Genomic DNA, 22,220 nt, shown 5'->3' on the forward strand with positions numbered 1-22,220 from the left:
GACACCCCCGCGCCTTGTCACGTGACGTCAAGCACCTGTCGTCCTGGGACAAGTTGTCGGCGCCAGTGACGCGTCTCACCAGGACTTTGTCGCGCGTCGTCAAGACGCGGCAGGAAGTGCCCGGCAACGTACGCCCTGCCAAGTACGGAACACCCCGCAGGAAAGAGGCCGACGGTGACCAATCTCGCCCGCCACCTGGTGCGCACCGCCGAGGCACATCCCGAGCGTCCCGCGCTCCGCCTCGACGAGCAGGTGCTCGACTACCGCACGCTGGACGAGCGGAGCGCGCGGGTGGCCGCATGGCTCGCCGACCGGGGCGTCGGACCGGGCGACCGCGTCGCGGTCGTGCTGCCCAACGTCCCGCACTTCGCGGTGGCCTACTACGGGGCGCTGCGCGCGGGCGCCGTCGTCGTCCCGATGAACCCGCTGCTGAAGTCGGGGGAGATCGGCTACAGCGCCGGTGACTGCGCGGCCCGGACCATTCTCACCGGCGGCCCGTCGCTGCCCCAGGCGGCCGCCGCGGCGCAGGAGTTGGGCATCACGTGCACCGACGTGACCGGTGAGGACTTCGCGGCCGCCCTCGACGCCATGCACGGGGACTCCGCGGTCGTGGACCGGGCGGACGACGACGCCGCGGTGATCCTCTACACCTCGGGCACCACCGGCCGTCCCAAGGGCGCCGTCCTCACCCACGGCAATCTGCGCAGCAACACCGCGACCGTCGCCCGGCTGCTCGGCATCACCGGCGACGACACCGTCTTCGGCGGTCTGCCGTTCTTCCACGTCTTCGGCCAGACCTGCGGCCTGAACGCCGCCGTCCTGACCGGCGCCTGTGTGACGCTGCTGCCCCGCTTCGACGCAGCGAAGGCGCTGCGGATCCTGACCCGCGACCGGGTCACCGTCATGGAGGGCGTGCCGACCATGTTCGTGGCGCTGCTCGCGGCGGCGGACGCGGCCGGCGGGGCGTCCGTCGACACGGTCCGGGTCTCGGCGACGGGCGGCTCGGCGATGCCGGTCGAGGTGCTGCACCGCTTCGAAGCGGCGTTCGGCTGCCCGGTGGTCGAGGGGTACGGACTCTCCGAGACCTCGCCCGTCGTCACGCTCGGCGCGGTCGACGGCGTCCGCAAGCCCGGCTCGATCGGCGTCCCCGTCGACGGTGTCGAGGTCCGTCTGCTCGACGACGAGGGCAAGGAGGTCACCGAGGGCGAGGTCGGCGAGATCGCGGTCCTCGGCCCCAACGTCATGCGCGGTTACTGGAACCGGCCCGAGGCCGACGCCGCGGCCTTCACCGACGGCTGGTTCCGCACCGGCGACCTCGCCCGCCGCGACGAGGACGGCCACTACTTCATCGTCGACCGCAAGAAGGACCTGATCATCAGGGGCGGCTACAACGTCTACCCGCGCGAGATCGAAGAGGTCCTCTACACGCACCCGGCCGTCGCCGAGGCCGCCGTCATCGGCCTCCCGCACGAGCTGCACGGCGAGGAGATCTGCGCCGTCCTGACCCTCAAGCCGGGGACGGCGGCCACCGCGGAGGAACTGCGGGACTACGCCAAGGAGCGGGTGGCCGCGTACAAGTACCCGCGCACCGTGCGCCTCGTGGAGGCTCTGCCCAAGGGCCCCACCGGCAAGATCCTCAAGCGGGAGCTGCCCGCGGTGCTGTAGGGCGTCGACGGCCGTGAAGGTTCGGCCGGCGCCCTGTTCTAGGCTCGACGCATGGTGACGATCACGGGGGTCCCCGACGGCTGGCCGGCGGACGAGGTCGCGGCGCGCGGCATGCAGGACGCGCTGCGCGACCGCGTCGTACGGGACGAGGCCGGGCCGCCGCCCGGCGCCGGGACGGTCACCGGGATCGACGTCGCCTACGACGACGAGCGGGGCGTCGTCGCCGCGGCCGCCGTCGTCCTGGACGGGGCGACGCTCGCCGTGGTCGAGGAGGCGACGGCCGTCGGGGAGGTCGCCTTCCCTTACGTTCCGGGCCTGTTGGCGTTCCGCGAGATCCCGGCGGTCGTGGGCGCGCTGGAGGCGCTGACCACCGACCCCGGCCTCGTGGTCTGCGACGGCTACGGGCTCGCGCACCCGCGCCGCTTCGGCCTCGCGAGCCACCTCGGCGTGCTCACCGGGCTGCCCACCATGGGGGTCGCGAAGAACCCGTTCGTCTTCTCCCACGGCGAGTTGGGCGAGGAGCGGGGGAGCGCGGCGGCGCTGCTCGACGGCGACGAGGAGGTCGGCCGCGCGCTGCGCACCCAGGGCGGTGTGAAACCGGTGTACGTGTCCGTGGGTCACCGGGTCTCGCTCGACAACGCGTGTGCGCACGCGTTGTCGCTCACGCCGAAGTACCGCGTCCCGGAGACGACACGGCGGGCGGACCGTCTGTGCCGGGACGCGCTCGCCGAGGTCAGCGCTCGGCCGCGACCCGGAACGTGATCCCGGCCTTCGTCAGCCGCTCGATGAGGGCGTCGCCCATCGCCTCCACGGTGGTCACCTGCCCCGCGGTGTCCGGGAGTTCGTCGCGCACGAGGCAGATCGCGGACTCGGCGAGCATCTTCGCGGTCTCCGCGTAACCGGGGTCGCCGCCGGACACCTCCGTGTAGACGCGGCGCCCGCCGCCCTCGCCCACGAACCGCACCGAGAACCAGCTCTTGGCCCGGCGCGCCTCGTCGGGACCGTCACCCGGCTTCAGCCGCCCGCTCAACCACCGCCGCACCGGAGGCACTTGGGCCGCGGCGAACAGCGTGCTCATGCCGACCACGCCACCCACCGCGAACGGCAGCGTCTTCACGGCCGCGTAGTGCCGGTAGCGGAAGTCGGGGCCGTAGCGCGCGACGGCCCGCGCGGAGCGCTGCACCACCTGCGGGTCGATCGTCGGCAGCGGCAGGGCCCACGCGCCGATCTCCTTGGCGTAGTGCGGGGTGCCGGTCGGCGCGTATGCCGTGCGGTCGATCGGGCGGGGCTCGTGGCGGCGCCGCTCCGCTTGCGCGGAGAGCATCTGCCGGGCCCGCGAGAACTGGTTCAGGGCGGACGCGAACGTGCCGCCGGAGAGCGTCGCGTTCGACCGCACGAAGCCGTCGACGCGCAGCGGGACGCCCTCCGGCAGCTGCTTGACCGTGTAGTACGCGCCCAGGTCGTGCGGAATGGAATCGAACCCGCAGGCGTGCACGATGCGGGCGCCGGTGTCGCGTGCGAGGGCGTCGTGCCGGACGTACATGAGGTCCACGAACTCCGGCTCGCCAGTGAGGTCCACGTAGTCGGTGCCCGCGCTCGCGCACGCGGCGACGAGCCCCTCGCCGTACTCCAGGTACGGGCCCACGGTCGTCGCCACCACCCGTGTGTTGACGGCCAGTTCACGCACCGACGCCCGCTCGGCGACGTCCACGCGCATCAGCGGGAGCACCGCGCACTCCGGATTGATCTCGGTCAGCCGCTCGCGCAGCCGCTCCAGCTTCGTGGTGTCACGCCCGGCGATCGCCCACCGCAGTCCCTCGGGTGCGTTGGCCGCGAGGTACTCGGCAGTGAGCACCCCCACGAACCCCGTCGCCCCGAACAGCACCACGTCGTACGTCCTGCTTGACTCGTTCATGCCACCCATCACCTGCGTCGCGTGCCGTTGTCGGTGGCCGAGGCTAGCGTGGACGGTGGAGCGAGGTCGGTGGGGGCCCCATGTTGCCGGGGCGACGGAGCCGGGTCAGGCGCGCTGGGCCGCGCCGGCGAGCTGCTTGAGATCGACGGTCTCGTCGGACGAGGGCTCCTGCGGGCGCACCGCCTTGTCGTAGTCGCTGAAGGTGGCGCTGTTCGGGTTCTTGCCGCCGGTCGACGTGGTGCGCAGGATGTACGGCTTGCCCTCGGCGGCGACGTAGAGCGACAGGGTCTCGCCCCCGGAGGTCTTCTTCGTGAGCCGGACCGCCTTCGTGCCGTCGACGCTCGTGGTCCCGCTCTTCTTCATCCCCTGGCGCTCGGACTTGTCCTCGTCCATCGACGCGACAAGACCCTGCTTGTCGCACAGGCCCTGGGTCATCGCGTCGTCGGCCGGGGTCTTCACCCACTTGTCCTTGAGCTTCGGCACCATCTTCGTGGCCCCGGGCTGCTCCTTCAGCGTCGTCTGCCAGTACTTCTCGTCGCCCCGTAGGTAGAGCGTGCCGTCGAGATGGCGCACGTCGGCCGTCGTCCCGGACATCTTGACGGTGCCTTCGCAGTTCTTGCGCTGGTCCACGGTGAGGTCGACGGTGACCTGCCCGCCGGCCTTCTGCTGCGTGGTGCCCTTGATGTGCATCGATTCGGCCTGCCGTGTGGCCTTCACCGCGTCGGCCGCTATCCGGTCCGCGCTCTTGCCGGCGAAGGGTTCGTCCGACGACTCCTTGTCCCCTCCGCAGCCCAGGAGTCCCAGAGCCGTGATCCCGGTGACCAGTGTCAGTGCCATCATTCGCCTGCTGTGCACTGTTTTGTCTCCCTCCACAGATCGGACAACTTCCGTCAGAAATCACCGAATACCCCTGCCGTCCGGGTGGTCACCGGAAGGGACGTAGCCACTTGTGGCGCCCGGGGCGGAACGGCCGGTACCGGGTGCCCGCGCGTGGCGGAAATTGGCTAAGCGCTTGCTTGTCGGGGGCTTGTGCTGAGCGGAACGGGTTCATAGCATCAATGGTGTTACATCAGTTGTGTCACAAGCTGGGGGCGTTGCGGGATGGCAGTGGCAGGCACGGAAACCGGCGGTCGCAGCGGCGGCCCGCTCGCCGGGGTGCGCGTGGTGGAACTGGCCGGGATCGGTCCCGGACCCTTCGCCGCGATGCTCCTCGCCGACCTCGGGGCCGACGTCGTACGCGTCGACCGGCCCGGCGGGCAGGCGCTCGGGGTCCCCCCGGAGTACGACGTCACGAACCGCAACAAGCGCTCCGTGGTCGTCGACCTGAAGGCCGAGGACGGCGCCGAGCGGGTGTTGCAACTCGCCGCGCGCGCCGACGTGTTGATCGAGGGATACCGGCCGGGCGTCGCCGAGCGGCTCGGCGTCGGGCCCGAGGACTGCCGTGCCCGCAACCCGAAGCTGGTCTACGGCCGGATGACCGGCTGGGGCCAGGAAGGCCCCCTTGCTCAGCGCGCGGGCCACGACATCGGCTACATCGCGCTGACCGGCGCCCTCGGCCTGACCGGCGACCCCGACCGGCCGCCGGTGGCCCCCGCGAACCTGCTCGGCGACTACGCGGGCGGCTCGCTCTACCTGGTCGTCGGCGTCCTCGCCGCCCTGCACCACGCCCGCGACACCGGCACCGGCCAGGTCGTCGATGCCGCCATCGTCGACGGCACCGCGCACCTCAGCACGATGATCCACGGGATGCTCGCGGCCGGCGGCTGGCAGGACCGGCGCGCCGCCAACCTCCTCGACGGCGGCGCCCCGTTCTACGGCACGTACGAGACGGCCGACGGCAAATACATGGCGGTCGGCGCCCTTGAGCAGCAGTTCTACGCCGAGTTCGCCGAACTGCTCGGGCTCGGCGAGGTCGCCGCGGCCCGGGGCGACCTGGGGCGCTGGGACGAGCTGCGCGCGGCCGTCGCCGCCCGCTTCAAGGAACGTACGCGGGACGAATGGGCGGCCGTCTTCGAGGGCTCGGACGCCTGCGTCGCACCCGTGCTCTCCCTCGGCGAGGCCCCGCACCACCCGCACCTCGCCGCCCGCGGCACCTTCGTCGACCACGGCGGCCTCACCCAGCCGGCGCCCGCGCCCCGCTTCTCCGGCACCCCCACAAGCGTCCACTCGGGCCCCGCCCTGCCCGGCGCCGACACCACCGACGTCGCCCGCGACTGGGACGTACCGGCCCTGAACGATCCCACTACGAAAGGCAGTTGATCGCGAGCATGGAACGACGCCTGTTCAGCGCCGAGCACGAGGCGTTCCGCGAGACCGTGCGCACCTTCCTCGCCAAGGAGGTGACGCCGCACTACGAGCAGTGGGAGAAGGACGGCATCGTCTCCCGCGAGGCCTGGCTCGCCGCCGGGCGCCAGGGCCTGCTCGGGCTCGCCGTGCCCGAGGAGTTCGGGGGCGGCGGCAACGCCGACTTCCGCTACCCCGCCGTGCTCGCCGAGGAGTTCACGCGCGCGGGCGCCTCCGGTCTCGCCGTCGGCCTGCACAACGACATCATCGGCCCGTACCTGACCTCGCTCGGCACCGAGGAGCAGAAGCGGCGCTGGCTGCCCGGTTTCTGCGAGGGCTCGATCATCAGCGCCATCGCCATGACCGAACCCGGCGCCGGATCCGACCTCCAGGGCATCCGCACCACCGCCGAGGACAAGGGCGACCACTGGCTGCTCAACGGGTCGAAGACCTTCATCTCCAACGGGATACTCGCCGACCTGGTGATCGTCGTCGCCAAGACGACGCCCGAGGGCGGCGCGCACGGTCTTTCGCTGCTCGTCGTCGAGCGCGGCATGGAGGGCTTCGAGCGCGGCCGCAACCTCGACAAGATCGGCCAGAAGGCCCAGGACACCGCCGAGCTGTTCTTCAACGACGTCCGCGTCCCGAAGGAGAACCTGCTCGGCGAGCTCAACGGCGCTTTCATCCACCTGATGACGAACCTCGCGCAGGAGCGCATGGGCATCGCCGTCGCCGCGATCGCCGCCTCCGAGCACCTCCTGGAGATCACCACCCAGTACGTGAAGGAGCGCGAGGCCTTCGGGCGCCCGCTCGCCGCGAAGCAGCACATCCGCTTCGAGATCGCGGAGATGGCCACCGAGTGCGCCGTCACCCGCACGTTCCTGGACCGCTGCATCGAGGACCACTCGGACGGCACGCTCGATGCCGTGCACGCCTCGATGGCGAAGTGGTGGGCGACCGAGCTGCAGAAGCGGGTCGCCGACCGCTGCCTCCAACTGCACGGCGGGTACGGGTACATGACCGAGTACCGCGTCGCGAAGGCGTTCACCGACGGGCGCATCCAGACCATCTACGGCGGCACGACCGAGATCATGAAGGAGATCATCGGGCGCTCGCTGCTGACCTGACCGACCCCTCTTGCCCTGACGCAACCCCTCTCGTCCTGACGCAACCCTTCTCCGTACGGCCCCTCTTCGAAAGGCACCTCCCGTGACCACAGACGCGTACGTATACGACGCGATCCGCACCCCGCGCGGCCGCGGCAAGGCCAACGGCTCCCTGCACGGCACCAAGCCGATCGACCTCGTCGTCGGCCTGATCCACGAGCTGCGGACCCGCTTCCCCGACCTCGACCCGGCCGCCATCGACGACATCGTGCTCGGCGTCGTAGGACCGATCGGCGACCAGGGGTCCGACATCGCGCGCATCGCCGCCATCGCGGCCGGACTGCCCGACACGGTGGCCGGTGTGCAGGAGAACCGCTTCTGTGCCTCGGGCCTGGAAGCCGTCAACCTGGCGGCGATGAAGGTCCGTTCGGGCTGGGAGGACCTCGTCCTCGCCGGCGGCGTCGAGTCGATGTCGCGCGTGCCGATGGGCTCGGACGGCGGGGCCTGGGCGATGGACCCGATGACCTCCTACGAGACCGGGTTCGTGCCGCAGGGCATCGGCGCCGACCTCATCGCGACCATCGAGGGCTTCTCGCGGCGCGACGTCGACGAGTACGCCGCCATGTCGCAGGAGCGGGCGGCCGCCGCCGTGAAGGACGGCCGGTTCACGCGCTCGATCGTCCCGGTCAAGGACCGCAGCGGGCTCACCGTGCTCGACCACGACGAGCACCTGCGTCCGGGCACGACGGCCGATTCGCTCGGCAAGCTGAAGCCCTCGTTCAAGGACATCGGCGACCTGGGCGGCTTCGACGCGGTGGCGCTGCAGAAGTACCACTGGGTCGAGCAGATCGACCACGTGCACCACGCGGGCAACTCCTCCGGCATCGTCGACGGCGCGTCGCTCGTCGCCATCGGCTCCCGTGAGGTCGGCGAGCGCTACGACCTCACCCCGCGCGCCCGCATCGTCTCCGTCGCGGTCTCAGGCTCCGAGCCGACCATCATGCTCACCGGGCCCGCGCCCGCGTCGCGCAAGGCGCTCGCCAAGGCGGGCCTGACCATCGACGACATCGACCTCGTCGAGATCAACGAGGCGTTCGCGGCGGTCGTGCTGCGCTTCGTGAAGGACATGGGCCTGTCCCTGGACAAGGTCAACGTCAACGGCGGCGCCATCGCGCTCGGCCACCCGCTGGGGGCGACCGGCGCGATGATCCTCGGCACCCTCGTCGACGAACTGGAGCGCCAGGACAAGCGGTACGGCCTGGCCACGCTGTGCGTGGGCGGCGGCATGGGCATCGCCACCATCGTGGAGCGCGTCTCCGCGTAGTCGCCCAGCAGGGCGCCCCACCCAACAGCCAACCGCCGCACCAGACTTCACGGAGACGGAACAGCCATGACGCAGAGCACGACCATCCGCTGGGAACAGGACGACACCGGCGTCGTCACGCTCGTCCTGGACGACCCCAACCAGTCCGCGAACACCATGAACCAGGCGTTCAAGGACTCCATCGCCGCGATCGCCGACCGCGCCGAGGCCGAGCTGGCCGCGAACCCCGAGTCCATCCGCGGGTTCATCTACACCTCCGCCAAGAAGACCTTCTTCGCGGGCGGTGACCTCAAGGACATGATGAAGGCCGGGCCGGACGACGCCCGGTCCGTCTTCGAGACCGGCATCGGCATCAAGAACTCGCTGCGCCGCATCGAGACCCTCGGCAAGCCCGTCGTCGCCGCCATCAACGGCGCGGCCCTGGGCGGCGGTTACGAGATCGCGCTCGCCAGCCACCACCGCGTCGCCCTCGACGCGCCGGGCTCGAAGATCGGCCTCCCCGAGGTCACGCTCGGCCTGCTCCCCGCGGGCGGCGGCGTCACCCGCACCGTCCGCCTCATGGGCATCGCCGACGCGCTCCTCAAGGTGCTGCTCCAGGGCACCCAGTACGCCCCGCAGCGCGCCCTGGAGAACGGCCTGATCCACGAAGTGGCCGCCACCCGCGAGGAGATGATCGAGAAGGCCCGCGCCTTCATCGACGCCAACCCCGAGTCGCAGCAGCCCTGGGACAAGCCCGGCTACCGCATCCCCGGCGGCACCCCGGCCAGCCCCAAGCTCGCCGCGAACCTCCCCGCCTTCCCGGCCAACCTGAAGAAGCAGCTGAACGGCGCCCCGTACCCCGCGCCCCGCAACATCCTGGCGGCGGCCGTCGAGGGCTCTCAGGTCGACTTCGAGAACGCCCTCGCCATCGAGGCCCGCTACTTCACCGAGCTGGTCACCGGGCAGACCGCGAAGAACATGATCCAGGCGTTCTTCTTCGATCTCCAGGCCGTGAACTCGGGCGCCAACCGCCCCAAGGGCATCGAGCCCCGCAAGGTCCGGAAGGTCGCCGTCCTCGGCGCCGGCATGATGGGCGCCGGCATCGCCTACTCCTGCGCCCGCGCGGGCATCGAGGTGGTCCTGAAGGACGTGTCCGCCGAGTCCGCCGCCAAGGGCAAGGCCTACTCCGAGAAGCTGTGCGCCAAGGCCGTCAAGCGCGGCCGCACGACCCAGGAGAAGGCGGACGCGCTGCTCGCACGCATCACCCCGGCCTCCGACCCGCAGGCCGTGGCCGGCTGCGACGCCGTCATCGAGGCCGTCTTCGAGGACCCGTCGCTCAAGCACAAGGTGTTCCAGGAGATCCAGGACATCGTCGCCCCCGACGCCCTGCTCTGCTCCAACACCTCGACGCTGCCCATCACCGCCCTCGCCGAGGGCGTCGAGCGGCAGGCCGACTTCATCGGTCTGCACTTCTTCTCGCCCGTCGACAAGATGCCGCTCGTCGAGATCATCAAGGGCGGCGCCACCGGCGACGAGGCCCTCGCCCGCGCCTTCGACCTCGTACGGCAGATCAACAAGACGCCCATCGTGGTCAACGACTCGCGCGGCTTCTTCACCTCGCGCGTCATCGGGCACTTCATCAACGAGGGCGTGGCCATGGTCGGCGAGGGCGTCGAGCCCGCGTCGGTCGAGCAGGCGGCGGGCCAGGCCGGCTATCCGGCCAAGGTGCTCTCCCTCATGGACGAGCTGACCCTCACCCTGCCCCGCAAGATCCGCGAGGAGACGAAGGCGGCGATCGTCGAGGCCGGTGGCACCTGGGACGAGCACCCGGCCGAGGCGGTCATCGACCGGATGGTCGACGAGTTCGGGCGGCCGGGCCGCAGCGGGGGAGCGGGCTTCTACGAGTACGGCGAGGACGGCAAGCGCGCCGGTCTGTGGCCGGGTCTGCGCGAGCACTTCAGCAAGCCCGGCACCGAGATCCCCTTCGAAGACATGAAGGAGCGGATGCTCTTCTCGGAGTCCCTCGACACGGTCCGCCTGATCGAAGAGGGCGTCCTCACGTCCGTCGCCGACGCCAACATCGGCTCCATCTTCGGCATCGGCTTCCCCGGCTGGACCGGCGGCGTACTCCAGTACATCAACGGCTACGAGGGCGGCCTGCCCGGATTCGTCGCCCGCTCGCGCGAGCTGGCCGAGCGCTACGGCGACCGGTTCCTGCCGCCCGCGCTGCTCGTGGAGAAGGCCGAGAAGGGCGAGACGTTCAAGGACTGACGCCGGGTCCCGGTGGCTACGGGAGGCGCTCCGTCGTACGGAACGCCTCCCGGAGCTCCTCCTTCAGCGAGCGCTGGAACGCCGTCAACAGCGCCTGAACGACCAGCGGTTGCATATGGGCCGACAGCGACTTCACGTCCTGCTCGGCCCTTTGCGACACCTCGGAAGTGAAGAGCCGGGCCAGCTCCTGCGCCGCGCCCCGCGAGTGCTCCACCAGCACCTCGCGCGAGGCCAGGATCGCGTCCAACGACAGCGGTACGTCGAGGAGTTGGACGCCGAGCCGCAGCTGCCCCGTGTCGCAGCGGTAGGTGTCGTCGCCCTCCCGCGTCAGCACGTCCATCGCCGCAAGCCGCGCGAGGTTCTCCTCGGTCAGCTCCCGCCCTGCGCGCCGGTCGAGCTCGTCACGGGTCAGCGTCTCGACCGTGTCGGGAGCCCAACTCGCCACCACCGCACGGTGGATCGCCAGATCCTGTGCACTCAGGTCGGCCGGCAGCTGCTCCAGATAGCGTTCGATCGCGGCCAGCGTCATGCCCTGGTGCTGCAACTCCTCGATCAGTGCGAGCCGCGCGACGTGGTCGGGCCCGTAGTGCCCCACCCGGCGCGGCCCGATCACCGGCGGCGGCAGCAGGCCCCGCGTGCTGTAGAAGCGGATCGTGCGGACCGTGACGCCGGCGTGGGCCGCGAGCTCGTCGACGGTCAGCGTGGGGGCCTCGGTGTCCGTCGTCATCTTCGCCTCTCGCCGCGATCCGGGTACAACAGTATTGCTGACACACCGACGTTGTGAAACCCAAGGGGAGTGGAAAGAGGGGTGGTCGACGCCCCTTACGCCTCCTCCGGTTCCACGTCCAGAGGCGTCCCGGCATGTGAGAAGCGCCGCTATGTGATCTCCGTCACCGCATCGGGGGCGATCTTTGGGGGAAGGTGCCCCTCGGTCCGCACGCCGACAGGGGTGATGCGGACCGAAGCACGTTCCGGACCCCGGCGGCCCCCACGTCGCCGGGCACCACAGAGTGGACACCCCCTCGTGAGCAAGGACGCCCTCAACACGGCCACGGACGCATCCCGCACAGATGCCTCCCAGGCGCCCGCCGACGCGGGCGACGCCGGCTACAGCAAGGCCCTCAAGAGCCGCCACATCAACATGATCGCCATCGGCGGCGCGATCGGCACCGGACTCTTCCTCGGCGCCGGCGGCCGGCTCCACGACGCGGGCCCAGCCCTCGTCTTCGCCTATCTGATCTGCGGGATCTTCGCGTACTTGGTGGTGCGCGCCCTCGGCGAAATGGTCGTCTACCGGCCCTCGTCCGGTTCCTTCGTGTCGTACGCGCGCGAGTTCCTCGGCGAGAAGGGCGCCTACGTCGCCGGCTGGATGTACTTCCTGAACTGGTCGATGACGGGCATCGCCGACATCACCGCCGTCGCGCTGTACACGCAGTACTGGAGCGCCTTCACGAGCATCCCGCAGTGGGTGCTCGCACTGATCGCGCTCGCCGTGGTGCTCTCCGTGAACCTCGTCTCGGTGAAGTACTTCGGCGAGATGGAGTTCTGGTTCTCGATCGTCAAGGTGGCCACCCTGGTGGCGTTCCTGTTCGTGGGCATCTTCCTGGTGGCCACGCAGCACCCGGTCGACGGCCACACACCGGGCCTGCACATGGTCACGGACAACGGCGGCTGGATGCCCAGCGGCACCATGGCCGTGGTCCTCGTGATGCAAGGTGTCGTCTTCGCGTACGCGGCCCTCGAACTGGTCGGCGTCGCGGCGGGCGAGACCGCCGAGCCGCAGAAGGTCGTCCCGCGCGCGGTGAACTCGATCATGTGGCGCGTCGGCCTGTTCTACTGCGGCTCCGTGCTGCTGCTCGCTCTGCTGCTGCCGTCCACGTCGTACACCTCGGGCGAGAGCCCGTTCGTGACGCTGTTCTCCAAGCTGGGCGTCGGCGGCGTCGGCGACATCATGAACCTGGTCGTGCTCACCGCGGCCATGTCCTCGCTGAACTCGGGCCTCTACTCCACGGGCCGCATCCTGCGCTCCATGGCCATGTCGGGCTCCGCCCCGAAGTTCACCGCGAAGATGAACAAGAGCCAGGTCCCCTTCGGCGGCATCCTGCTCACCGCGGGCGTCGGCGTGCTGGGCGTCGGCCTGAACTACCTGCTGCCCGCCGAGGCGTTCGAGATCGTCATCGAGGTCTCCTCGATCGGCATCATCGGCACCTGGGTCATGATCATGGTCGCCCACCTGGCGTTCGTCCGCCGGGCCAAGCAGGGCCTGGTCGAGCGCCCGAAGTTCCGGCTGCCGTTCTCCCCGGTCACGGAGATCGTCACGATCGTCTTCCTGCTCTCCGTGCTCGGCCTCATGTGGAACGACGAGGAGACCGGCCGCAAGACGCTCATGCTGATCCCGATCGTCGCGGTGCTGCTCTTCATCGGCTGGTTCCGGGTGCGGCGCAACGTCGACCGCATCGCGTCGGAGGAGCTGACGAAGGTGGCCGACGGCAACTGAGCCCGCCTGCCTTCCTTCACGGGGCCCCGACGCACTCGATGCGTTGGGGCCCCGTGCCATGGGGGTAGGACACAGGCATGTCGCTGGTTCCGTGGGACGCGCACGTCAAGATCGGGCAGCTGGCCGCATTCTTCGCGGCCCTGGCGACGGCATGGATCACCTCCGCCCGCCGGCGCCGCCCCCGCGCCGCGCCGGACCCACCGGAGCCGCCCCCGCCACCGACCCCGGCCCCGCTCCCGGCCCACGTCGTCCCCTGCCGCCCGGCGCCCGCCACGGAGGCCGTCACGGACCTGTGCACCTGCGTCTCGGAGCTGGCCTCCGACCTGGCGAAGCGCTACGCGGACGACGGCCGCCGGCCACCGGACCCGGACGCGCATACTTGATCAGAGACGAGACCCGCAGGCTCCATACGCACCACAAGGAGCAGCACCCCCATGAAGCAGCACGACCCGGACCCGCCCCCGCCCCCGCCCGGCGGCATCCTCTGGGAGACGGCAGGGGACATCCGCGCCCTGCTCGCGCTGCCCGCCGCGTTCGTGCTCCAGGTCGCGCACCCGGCCGTCGGCGCGGGCGTCGACGACCACTCGGTGTTCCGCACCGACCCCTGGGGCCGCGGCGAACGCTCGCTGACCTCGGTGATGCTCTGGGTCTACGGGGGAGAGGCGGCAGCCGAAGAAGGTCGCAGGCTCCGCCGCCTCCACCGCACCATCCAGGGCACCGACCCCCACGGCCGCCGCTACCACGCCCTCACCCCGGCCTACTACGCCTGGGTGCACGCCACCGGCTTCCCCGTCTCCCGCTACGCGCGCCGCTACTTCGCCACGCCGTTCACGCCCGAGGAGGACGAGCGGTTCTACGCGGAGTGGCTGATGGTCGGCCGCATCCTCGGCATCCACGACCGGGACATGCCGCAGACGGTCGAGGAGTTCTGGCCGTACTACCGCAAGACGCTCGCGCAGGAGATCGAGCGAAACCCGGTGGTGGACGAACTGACGGCCCGCACCCGCCCCCTCCCACCCCCACCGGGCCACCACCCGCTCCTCAGGTTCCTGTGGCCGCTGCTGCGCCCTCTCCTGACCCGAGCAATGAGCTTCCTCGCGACGGGCTTGCTTCCCCCGGAGGCGAGGCAGGCGATCGGCCTGCCTTGGACTCCTAGGCAGGAACGCCGCCTGCGCCACTTCGCGGCGGTGGTGAGGTTGGTGGCACCCCGCCTCCCGGAACGCTTCCGCTACTTGCCGATGGCACGAAGGGCGCGCAATTCAGGCCTCGACGGAGATTGAGCAGCCATTCAAGCCCCTGCGGCGATTGAGCAGCGGGGCCCGGGGCAGAGCCCCGATCTTTTCAGCCCGCTCTTTGGACGAGAGCCCGCGGGGCCCGGGGCAGAGCCCCGCGACCGCAACCCCGCCGCAGCGAATCAACGCTCCGAGTGCACCCCATTCGTCGCAGCAATCCGCTTCCACGACTTGGGCTGCGCCGCCCGGGACCCGTCCGAAACCGCGGACGCGGCCGGCTTCGACGGCTGGTACAGCCACGTGTCGAACAACCCACCCAACCGCTCTCCGGAGACCCGCTCCGCATACCCGATGAAGTCGGAGACACTCGCGTTGCCGTACGCGTGCTGCTTCGGCCACCCCTTCAGAATCGCGAAGAAGTCCTTCTCGCCAACGGCATTCCGCAACGCCTGAATCGCAAGCGCCCCCCGGTCATAGACCGCCGCGTCGAACTGGTTCTCCGCCCCCGGATCCCCCGGCTTCACCGTCCAGAACGCATCGTCCGCCGGATGCTGCGCGTACGTGTAGTCGGCGAGCTCCTGGGCCGTGCCCTCGCCCTCCTTCTCCGACCACAGCCACTGCGCGTACCGGGCGAACCCCTCGTTGATCCAGATGTCCTTCCACCCACGTACGGAGACACTGTCGCCGTACCACTGGTGCGCCAACTCATGAACGACAACGGACACGTTGGACCCATTGGCGAACTGCTTCGGCGAATAGAACGGCCGCGTCTGCGTCTCGAGCGCAAAGCTCGACGGCACGTTGGGCACATACCCGCCCAGCGCCTCGAACGGATACTTCCCGTAGACCGACTCCAGCCACTCGGCGACCTCGGTCGTCCGCTCCACGCTCGCCTTCGCCGCGCCCTCGTTCGCGCCGAGGTCCTTGCTGTACGCGTTGACGACGGGCAGCCCGTCCGCGGTCTTGTCCGTCGTGATGTCGAACTTGCCGACCGCCAGGGTGGACAGATACGTGGCCTGCGGATGGGCCGACCGCCAGTTGAACCGCGTCCACCCGAGCTTCGAACTCTGCGACTGCAACGTCCCGTTGGAGATCGCCTGCGTACCGTCGGGAACCGCGACCGACACGTCGTACGTGGCCTTGTCGAGCGGATGGTCGTTGGAGGGGAACCACCAGGCCGCCGCCTCCGGCTCGTTGGCCGCGACGCCGCCGTCCGGGGTGCGCTGCCACGACGTGAAGCCCCAGAGCTTCACGTCGGACGGCTTGCCCGCGTACTTGACCACGACCGTGAAGGGCGTGCCCTTCGGCAGCCCGGCCGCCGGGGTCACCTCCAGCTCCTGCACGTCGGACTTCGCGAACTTCGCCTTCTTGCCGTTCACCCGGACCTCGCTCGCCGTGAGCCCGAAGTCGAGGTTGAAGCGCGACAGGTCCTGCGTGGAGGAGGCGAGAATCGTCGCCGTTCCCTCCAACTGGTCCGTCTTCGGCTGGTACTTGAGACGCAGGTCGTAGTGGGAGACGTCGTAGCCGCCGTTCCCGTACGTCGGGTAGTAGGGATCACCGATGCCCGACGCCCCCGGTTCGAAGTCCGCGGCCGATGCCGGGATCGCCAGCAGCAGAGAGGCCGCGAGTGCGCCGGGGGCGATGAGTCTGCGGTACACGGAAACTCCAAGTCGTCGGGGACGTCAGGCGGTTGCCGGCCCCGTACGGATCACGTCCGTGGCCGACACAGCGACCCTATTCAGCACCCCGTGCCCCGGTCATGTCCATGGCCGCACCAGCCACACGATCGTCATCTGGCCGACATGTGCCTTTGCACCCCACGGGCCTGTCTTCCACACCTACGGCCCTCTGTCGCAAGGCAGTTGACCCGTGTAACTTCCGCGCCATGCCGATACCTGCCAGACGCAGCCACCGCGGACCGCACCGCTGGAGAATCCTCGTGGTCGCGGTCGTCACCGCACTGCTGTCCGCACTCGTCGGGGCAGGCGCCACCGCGTCGGCCGCCCCCGCCAAGCCGACGGAGTCCAAGCCCGTCTACTCCTACGCCGACGCCGTCCGCGAGTCCGTCTGGGTCGACACCCGGCTCGACGGGGACGACAACGGGAAGACCGACCGGGTCGCCGTCGACATCGTCCGGCCCCGCGAACCCGCCGCCCAGGGCCGCAAGATCCCCGTGATCATGGACGCCAGCCCGTACTACTCCTGCTGCGGGCGCGGCAACGAGAGCCAGAAGAAGACGTACGACGCGGACGGCAACGTCGTACAGATGCCGCTCTTCTACGACAACTACTTCGTGCCCCGCGGCTACGCGTTCGTCGGCGTCGACCTGCTCGGCACCAACCGCTCCGACGGCTGCGCCGACGTCGGCGGGGCCTACGACATCGGCTCCGCGAAGGCCGTCGTCGACTGGCTGAACGGCCGCGCCAAGGGCTACACCACCCGCACCGGCGGCGAACGCGCCAAGGCGGACTGGACCAACGGCCGCACCGGCATGATCGGCAAGAGCTACGACGGCACCGTCGCCAACGGCGTCGCCGCGACCGGCGTCGAGGGCCTGGAGACCATCGTGCCGATCGGCGGGATCTCCTCCTGGTACGACTACTACTTCCAACAGGGCGCCCCGCTCTACGACTCGGGCCCCGAATGGCTGTCCGACTACGTCGAGAGCCCGGACGCGAAGGCGCGCTGCGCCGCCGTACAGAAACGGCTGGTCGACGAAGCGCCCCGGACCGGCGACTGGACCGGCCTCTGGCAGGACCGCGACTACGTCAAGGACGCCGACAACGTGCGCGCCAGCGTCTTCGTCGTGCACGGCATGCAGGACCTGAACGTGCGCGCCAAGCACTTCGGCCAGTGGTGGGACGCCCTCGCCAAGAACGGTGTCGACCGCAAGATCTGGCTCGCGCAGACCGGCCACGTCGACCCCTTCGACTCCCGCCGCGGCGCCTGGGTCGACACCCTGCACCGCTGGTTCGACCACGAACTCCTCGGCTATGCCAACGGAATCGACCGCGAGCCGATGGCCGACATCGAGCGCGCCCCCGACCACTGGAGCACCGACAAGGTGTGGCCGCCGCGCGCCACCGGAACCGCCGCGCTGCGTCCCGCCAAGGGCGACAAGGCCGGCGTCGGGACGCTGGGCCTGAAGGCCGGCTCCGGCACCGAGACCTTCACCGACAACCCGGCGCTCGGCGAACTCGACTGGGCCGAGAAGATCCAGCAACCGACCGCCGAGAAGGCCGGGTTCCTCAGCCGCCCGCTGGCCAAGGACCTGCGCCTGTCCGGCTCCTCGAAGGTGACGGTCACCGCGACCCCGACGACGTCCAGCGCCCACCTGAGCGCCGTCCTCGTCGACGTCGGGCCCGCCACGATCCGCGACTACGCGGGCGCCGGCGAGGGCATCACGACCGGCAGCGACCGCAGCTGCTGGGGGCCGAGCACCCCCGGCGACAGCTCCTGCTACCTGACCACCGCGACCGCGACCACCGACGTCAACTCGACGGTGTTCAGCAGAGGTTGGGCCGACCTCGGCACTTCCACGAACCCGAAGCACGGCACCGCGCTCACACCCGGCAAGCCCTATACCCTCACGATCGACCTCGCCGCGAGCGACCACGTCGTACCGAAGGGGCACCGGCTCGCCCTCGTCGTGGCCGGCACCGACAAGGACCTGATCGACCCTCCGTCCACCAAGCCGACCCTCTCCCTCGACCTCGCCCGCACCGCGGCCCGCGTCCCCGTCGTCGGCGGCGCCTCGGCCTTCGCGGCCGCCACGTCCGGCTCCACCACCGCCACCCCCCAAAAGTCCGCGGCCGACGGCGTGAGCCCGTACCGCCTCGACCGCCCCGTACCGGGAGGCAGCACCCGATGAGAGCACGTCCCCGCACCCTCGCCCTGGCCACCGCCGTCGTCGCGCTCACCGCGCCCCTCGTGGTGGCGGCCCCGGCCGGCGCGAGCGGCACCAACGCCCCGCCCCGCACCGGATTCGAGGAGACCGACGGCGCCCGCTGGACCACCCAGCCCGAGGAGAAGCAGCTCCTCGCCACCGTCGACAAGGCCTCCGACCGGGTCTCCGTCTCCCGGATCGGCGAGACGAAACAGGGCCGCCCGCTGAACCTCGTCCGCATCGGAGCCCACCGGGCGCCCAACACCGTGCTGCTGATCTGCTCCCAGCACGGCGACGAGCCGTCGGGCCGCGAGGCCTGCCTGACGAAGATCCGCGACCTCGCCTACACCAAGGACAGGGCGACCCAGCGCTTCCTGTCCCGTACGACCCTCCTCGTCGTGCCGACCGCCAACCCCGACGGCAACGCCGCCGACACCCGCGGCAATTCCGACGGCATCGACATCAACCGCGACCACATCGCCCTCAAGACGGCAGAGGCGCGGGCGATGGCCGCCGTCATCCGCGACCGGCAGCCCGACGTCATCTACGACCTGCACGAGTACGGGGCCACCCCCAAGTACTACGACAAGGACCTGTTCGACCTCTGGCCGCGCAACCTCAACACCGACCCCGCCGTGCACGATCAGGCCGAGTCGCTGTCCCTCGACCATGTGCGCCCCGCCGCGGGCGACGCCGGGTACTCCACGGGCACGTACGGCATCTGGACCGACCCGGAGACCGGCGAGCCGATCAAGCAGACCGCGGGGGACGGGCAGGAGCGGATCCTGCGCAACGTCTCCGGCGTCAAGCACTCCGTCGGGCTGCTCATCGAGAGCCGCGTAGACCCCGGAACCCCCGCGGAGGAGAACGACCCGGCGCTGGTCAACCAGCGGCGCCGCGACTCCCAACTCGCGGCGCTCGGCGGCCTGTTCACGTACACGTCGGAGAACCGGGGTGCGATCGAGGCCGCTACCACGGCCGCCCGCGCCAAGGGCTTCACCGACCGGGGGCCGATCTATCTCGGTGGTGCGGACAACGACCCCGCCGAAGCCGCGGAGGTCATCAAGGATCCGCCGTGCGGCTACCGGCTGAGCGGGACGCAATACGCCGAATTCAAAGACGAATTGGCGCTGCACGGCATCACCGTCAAGAAGTCGGGCAGCGGCGCCTTCGTCCCCCTGCGTCAGTCCGAACGGGCCCTGGTCGCACTGCTCCTCGATGCGCGCGCGGCCTACCACTTGACGGAAGGGGAGCCCGACACACACTGCTGATCGGGTTACCGGCGTGTCAGGTGTGGTAGGTCGTAGTGGGTGACAAGCCCTCAGAAACCCCCCAGCGATACGCCCGTCCCCGAGGAGGGAGCGACCGCCGCGCAGAGCCCCGCCACGGACCGGATCGTGTTCGGCGTCACCGCCGTGCTCACTCTGGCCTTCGTGGTCTGGGGCGCCGTGGCCACGGACAACCTCGAGAGCGTGTCCACCACGCTGCTCGGCGGCCTGATGCACAACGGCGGCTGGGCGTTCGTCCTTGCCGCGACCGGCTTCGTGGTCTTCGCCCTGTGGCTCGCCATGAGCCGCTACGGCAAGATCCCCCTCGGCAAGGAGGGCGAGGAGCCGGAGTTCCGCACGGTCTCCTGGATCGCGATGATGTTCAGCGCGGGCATGGGCATCGGGCTCATGTTCTACGGAGTGAGCGAACCGCTCGCGCACTTCACGACGCCGCCGCCGGGCACCGACCCGGCCGACGACGCCGAGGCCATGGAGACCGCCATGGCCACCACCCTGTTCCACTGGACGCTGCACCCGTGGGCGATCTACGCGGTCGTCGGACTCGCCATCGCCTACAGCACGTTCAGGCGCCGCAGGCGGCAGACCATCTCGTCCGTCTTCGTGCCCCTCATCGGCGAGAAGCACGCGCACGGCACGTGGGGCCGGGTCATCGACATCCTCGCGATCTTCGCGACGCTGTTCGGCTCGGCCGCCTCCCTCGGACTCGGCGCCCTGCAGATCGGGGCCGGGTTCAAGGCGGCCGACTGGATGGACGACGTCAGCACGGGGCTGCTCGTCTCGATCATCGCGGTGCTGACCGTCGCGTTCGTCTTCTCCGCCATTTCCGGTGTGGAGAAGGGCGTCCAGTGGCTGTCGAACATCAACATGGTGCTCGCCCTGGTCCTGGTGGTCTTCGTGTTCATCGCGGGCCCGACGATCATGAACCTGGACCTGCTGCCGACCTCGCTCGGCGCGTACCTCGACAACTTCCCGCAACTCATCGGGCGCACCGAGGCGTCCAGCGGTAAGGGCGTCGCCGACTGGCTCAGCAGCTGGACGGTCTTCTACTGGGCCTGGTGGATCTCCTGGTCGCCGTTCGTCGGCATGTTCATCGCGCGCATCAGCAAGGGCCGGACGATCCGTCAGTTCGTCGGCGGCGTCATCCTCGTGCCCTCGACCGTCAGCCTGATCTGGTTCGCGGTCTTCGGCGGTTCCGCGATCAACCTCAAGGAGCAGGGCGCCCTCAAGGGTGCCGACACCCCGGAGACCCAGCTCTTCGGCGTGCTTCAGGAGTACCCGATCGCTTCCGCGACGAGCCTGCTCGTGATGATCCTGGTCGGCATCTTCTTCGTGTCCGGCGCGGACGCCGCGTCGATCGTCATGGGCACCCTGTCGCAGAAGGGTGCGCTCGAACCCGGAAAGTTCGTCGTCGTCTTCTGGGGCGTCGTGACCGGTGCGGTCGGCGCGATCATGCTGATGATCGGCAACGGCTCCGGGGACGCGCTCACCGGCCTGCAGAACCTGACGATCCTCGTGGCGGCACCGTTCGTCCTCGTCATGATCGGCATGTGCTGGTCGCTCCTGAAGGACCTGCGCCAGGACCCGCTCATGGTCCGTGGCGAGATGGGCATCGAGGTCGTCGAGCAGGCGGTCGTCGCAGGCCACGAGAAGTACGGCGGCGAGTTCGAGATCCGCATCGGTCCCGGCAGCAGCCTGGAGACCGAGGGCGACCCGATCGGCAAACACCACGACGACTGAGGACGTAGGTACGGGTGGGGGCGTGGTCCGACACGGGCCACGCCCCCACCCGTTTGCCTGTTCGTCCGACCCGGCCATCCGACCTCGTCGGCTATCCGGCCTCGACCAGCTCGGCCGCCTCCTCGGCGCAGCCCCACGCCACGGTCACCCCGGCGCCGCCGTGCCCGTAGTTGTGCACCAGCACCCGCCCGGCGCCCCTGACCTCACGCTCGATGCGCACCGCAGGACGTGCCGGGCGCAGGCCCACGCGGTGGTCGAGGATCCGCGCGCCCGCGATCTCGGGGCGCACCTCGGCGCAGCGCTTCACGATCCCCTCGGCGGTGGCCGGGTCGGGATCGAGCGACCACGCGTCCTCCTCGGCGGTGCCGCCGAGCAGCAGGCGCCCCGGCTGCGGCAGGAAGTACGTCGTCCCGTCGGACGAGGGGTCGACGGTGGTGAACCACGTGTCGACGCCCGGGTTCTCCACGATCACCAGTTGCCCGCGGACCGGGCGCACGGAGTCGTCCGGCACCAGTTCGCGGGCCGTGAGCCCCGTGCAGTTCACGACGGTCGGCGCGGTGTCGAGCGCCTCGTCGAGCGAGGACACGGCGCGCGCCTCGACGATGACGCCGGCCCGGCCCAACTGCTCGCGCAGCCACGCCAGATGGGCCGGCATGTCGATCAGCGGGAGGCGTGCAGCGAGCCCCCGCGGGGTGTCGCGCAGGCCCGCCACCTCCGAGGCCCACGCGCCGAGCCCGTCCAGACGCGAGTCCCCGTGTACGCCGTCGACCAGGCGCACGCCGGTCTCCTCGGGGCGCGCGGCCCACTCCTCGTACCGCCTGAGCGAGCGCAGCGACCACGCGCCCACCTTCGCTATCGGGTCGATCCGGTACGGCCACCACAGCCCGCCCGCGACCGCCGAGGTCGTCCGCTCGGCGACGTCCCGCGACCACACGCGTACCGGGCGCCCGCGGCGCGCGAGTTCCAGGGCGGTGGTCATGCCGATGACCCCGCCGCCGACCACGATCACTTCACTGCCGCTGCTGTCACTGATCAT

General features: G+C 70.4%; 17 protein-coding genes. 12 read left to right on the plus strand and 5 right to left on the minus strand.

What is annotated here, in order from left to right; genetic code table 11:
* Nucleotides 1-174: 174 nt before the first annotated feature.
* Entirely contained in the window at nucleotides 175-1,665 is a 1,491-nt protein-coding gene (locus tag OHA73_RS36045) for a long-chain-fatty-acid--CoA ligase (RefSeq protein WP_327657231.1), read from the plus strand.
* A 51-nt stretch (nucleotides 1,666-1,716) separates the two neighbouring features.
* Nucleotides 1,717-2,427, plus strand: coding sequence for an endonuclease V (locus tag OHA73_RS36050; RefSeq protein ID WP_327657232.1), 711 nt, complete (start codon nucleotides 1,717-1,719; stop codon nucleotides 2,425-2,427).
* Here OHA73_RS36050 and OHA73_RS36055 read toward each other — a convergent pair.
* Together OHA73_RS36055 and OHA73_RS36060 are read right to left on the minus strand one after the other, a co-directional pair.
* Entirely contained in the window at nucleotides 2,399-3,589 is a 1,191-nt protein-coding gene (locus tag OHA73_RS36055) for a saccharopine dehydrogenase family protein (RefSeq protein ID WP_327657233.1), read from the minus strand. The two genes, OHA73_RS36050 and OHA73_RS36055, sit on opposite strands and share 29 nt — an antisense overlap.
* A 96-nt stretch (nucleotides 3,590-3,685) precedes the next feature.
* The gene (locus OHA73_RS36060) at nucleotides 3,686-4,435 is read right to left on the minus strand and encodes a hypothetical protein (protein ID WP_266715786.1); all 750 of its coding nucleotides are present in this window, start codon (nucleotides 4,433-4,435) and stop codon (nucleotides 3,686-3,688) included.
* 246 nt (nucleotides 4,436-4,681) lie between these two features.
* Between OHA73_RS36060 and OHA73_RS36065 the strand changes: the two genes are divergently transcribed.
* The 4 genes from OHA73_RS36065 to OHA73_RS36080 all read left to right on the plus strand — a co-directional run bounded on the left by OHA73_RS36065 (nucleotide 4,682) and on the right by OHA73_RS36080 (nucleotide 10,543).
* On the plus strand, nucleotides 4,682-5,839 hold the full coding sequence (locus OHA73_RS36065) for a CaiB/BaiF CoA transferase family protein (protein WP_327657234.1): 1,158 nt from the start codon (nucleotides 4,682-4,684) through the stop codon (nucleotides 5,837-5,839).
* Between the two features lie 8 nt (nucleotides 5,840-5,847).
* Nucleotides 5,848-6,990 (plus strand): acyl-CoA dehydrogenase family protein, encoded by a 1,143-nt coding sequence (locus OHA73_RS36070; RefSeq protein WP_327658595.1) that lies wholly within the window; start codon nucleotides 5,848-5,850, stop codon nucleotides 6,988-6,990.
* A gap of 82 nt (nucleotides 6,991-7,072) precedes the next feature.
* Nucleotides 7,073-8,293: an acetyl-CoA C-acetyltransferase gene (locus tag OHA73_RS36075; protein ID WP_267068436.1), complete on the plus strand. Its 1,221-nt coding sequence runs from the start codon at nucleotides 7,073-7,075 to the stop codon at nucleotides 8,291-8,293.
* A gap of 66 nt (nucleotides 8,294-8,359) precedes the next feature.
* Nucleotides 8,360-10,543 (plus strand): 3-hydroxyacyl-CoA dehydrogenase NAD-binding domain-containing protein, encoded by a 2,184-nt coding sequence (locus tag OHA73_RS36080; protein WP_327657235.1) that lies wholly within the window; start codon nucleotides 8,360-8,362, stop codon nucleotides 10,541-10,543.
* Nucleotides 10,544-10,559: 16 nt separating this feature from the next.
* On the opposite strand, the gene OHA73_RS36085 is transcribed toward OHA73_RS36080, so the two are convergent.
* Complete coding sequence (locus tag OHA73_RS36085) at nucleotides 10,560-11,270, minus strand: MerR family transcriptional regulator (protein WP_327657236.1); 711 nt, start codon at nucleotides 11,268-11,270, stop codon at nucleotides 10,560-10,562.
* A gap of 297 nt (nucleotides 11,271-11,567) precedes the next feature.
* Here OHA73_RS36085 and OHA73_RS36090 point away from each other — a divergent pair, with 297 nt between their 5' ends.
* The 3 genes from OHA73_RS36090 (at nucleotide 11,568) to OHA73_RS36100 (ending at nucleotide 14,320) form a co-directional block, all read left to right on the plus strand.
* Nucleotides 11,568-13,040 carry an amino acid permease gene (locus OHA73_RS36090; protein WP_327657237.1) on the plus strand — a complete coding sequence of 491 codons (1,473 nt, stop codon included), beginning with the start codon at nucleotides 11,568-11,570 and terminating at the stop codon, nucleotides 13,038-13,040.
* 77 nt (nucleotides 13,041-13,117) lie between these two features.
* The gene (locus tag OHA73_RS36095; RefSeq protein ID WP_266715800.1) at nucleotides 13,118-13,423 is read left to right on the plus strand and encodes a hypothetical protein; all 306 of its coding nucleotides are present in this window, start codon (nucleotides 13,118-13,120) and stop codon (nucleotides 13,421-13,423) included.
* Nucleotides 13,424-13,474: 51 nt separating this feature from the next.
* Nucleotides 13,475-14,320, plus strand: a complete 846-nt coding sequence (locus tag OHA73_RS36100) for an oxygenase MpaB family protein (protein WP_327657238.1) — start codon at nucleotides 13,475-13,477, stop codon at nucleotides 14,318-14,320.
* Nucleotides 14,321-14,454: 134 nt separating this feature from the next.
* On the opposite strand, the gene OHA73_RS36105 is transcribed toward OHA73_RS36100, so the two are convergent.
* Nucleotides 14,455-15,930 (minus strand): M1 family metallopeptidase, encoded by a 1,476-nt coding sequence (locus tag OHA73_RS36105; protein WP_266715804.1) that lies wholly within the window; start codon nucleotides 15,928-15,930, stop codon nucleotides 14,455-14,457.
* A 227-nt stretch (nucleotides 15,931-16,157) separates the two neighbouring features.
* Here OHA73_RS36105 and OHA73_RS36110 point away from each other — a divergent pair, with 227 nt between their 5' ends.
* From OHA73_RS36110 to OHA73_RS36120, 3 genes are all read left to right on the plus strand, one after another.
* Nucleotides 16,158-18,143 (plus strand): Xaa-Pro dipeptidyl-peptidase, encoded by a 1,986-nt coding sequence (locus OHA73_RS36110; protein ID WP_327657239.1) that lies wholly within the window; start codon nucleotides 16,158-16,160, stop codon nucleotides 18,141-18,143.
* A complete protein-coding gene (locus OHA73_RS36115) occupies nucleotides 18,140-19,429 on the plus strand; it encodes a M14 family metallopeptidase (RefSeq protein ID WP_327657240.1) in 1,290 nt (429 codons plus the stop codon). The genes OHA73_RS36110 and OHA73_RS36115 overlap by 4 nt, the downstream gene beginning before the upstream one ends.
* A 126-nt stretch (nucleotides 19,430-19,555) precedes the next feature.
* A complete protein-coding gene (locus OHA73_RS36120) occupies nucleotides 19,556-21,184 on the plus strand; it encodes a BCCT family transporter (protein ID WP_266719042.1) in 1,629 nt (542 codons plus the stop codon).
* Between the two features lie 91 nt (nucleotides 21,185-21,275).
* On the opposite strand, the gene OHA73_RS36125 is transcribed toward OHA73_RS36120, so the two are convergent.
* Nucleotides 21,276-22,220, minus strand: coding sequence for an NAD(P)/FAD-dependent oxidoreductase (locus OHA73_RS36125; RefSeq protein ID WP_327657241.1), 945 nt, complete (start codon nucleotides 22,218-22,220; stop codon nucleotides 21,276-21,278).

It is taken from the genome of Streptomyces sp. NBC_00483 (genome assembly GCF_036013745.1).
Taxonomy (GTDB): Bacteria; Actinomycetota; Actinomycetes; order Streptomycetales; family Streptomycetaceae; genus Streptomyces.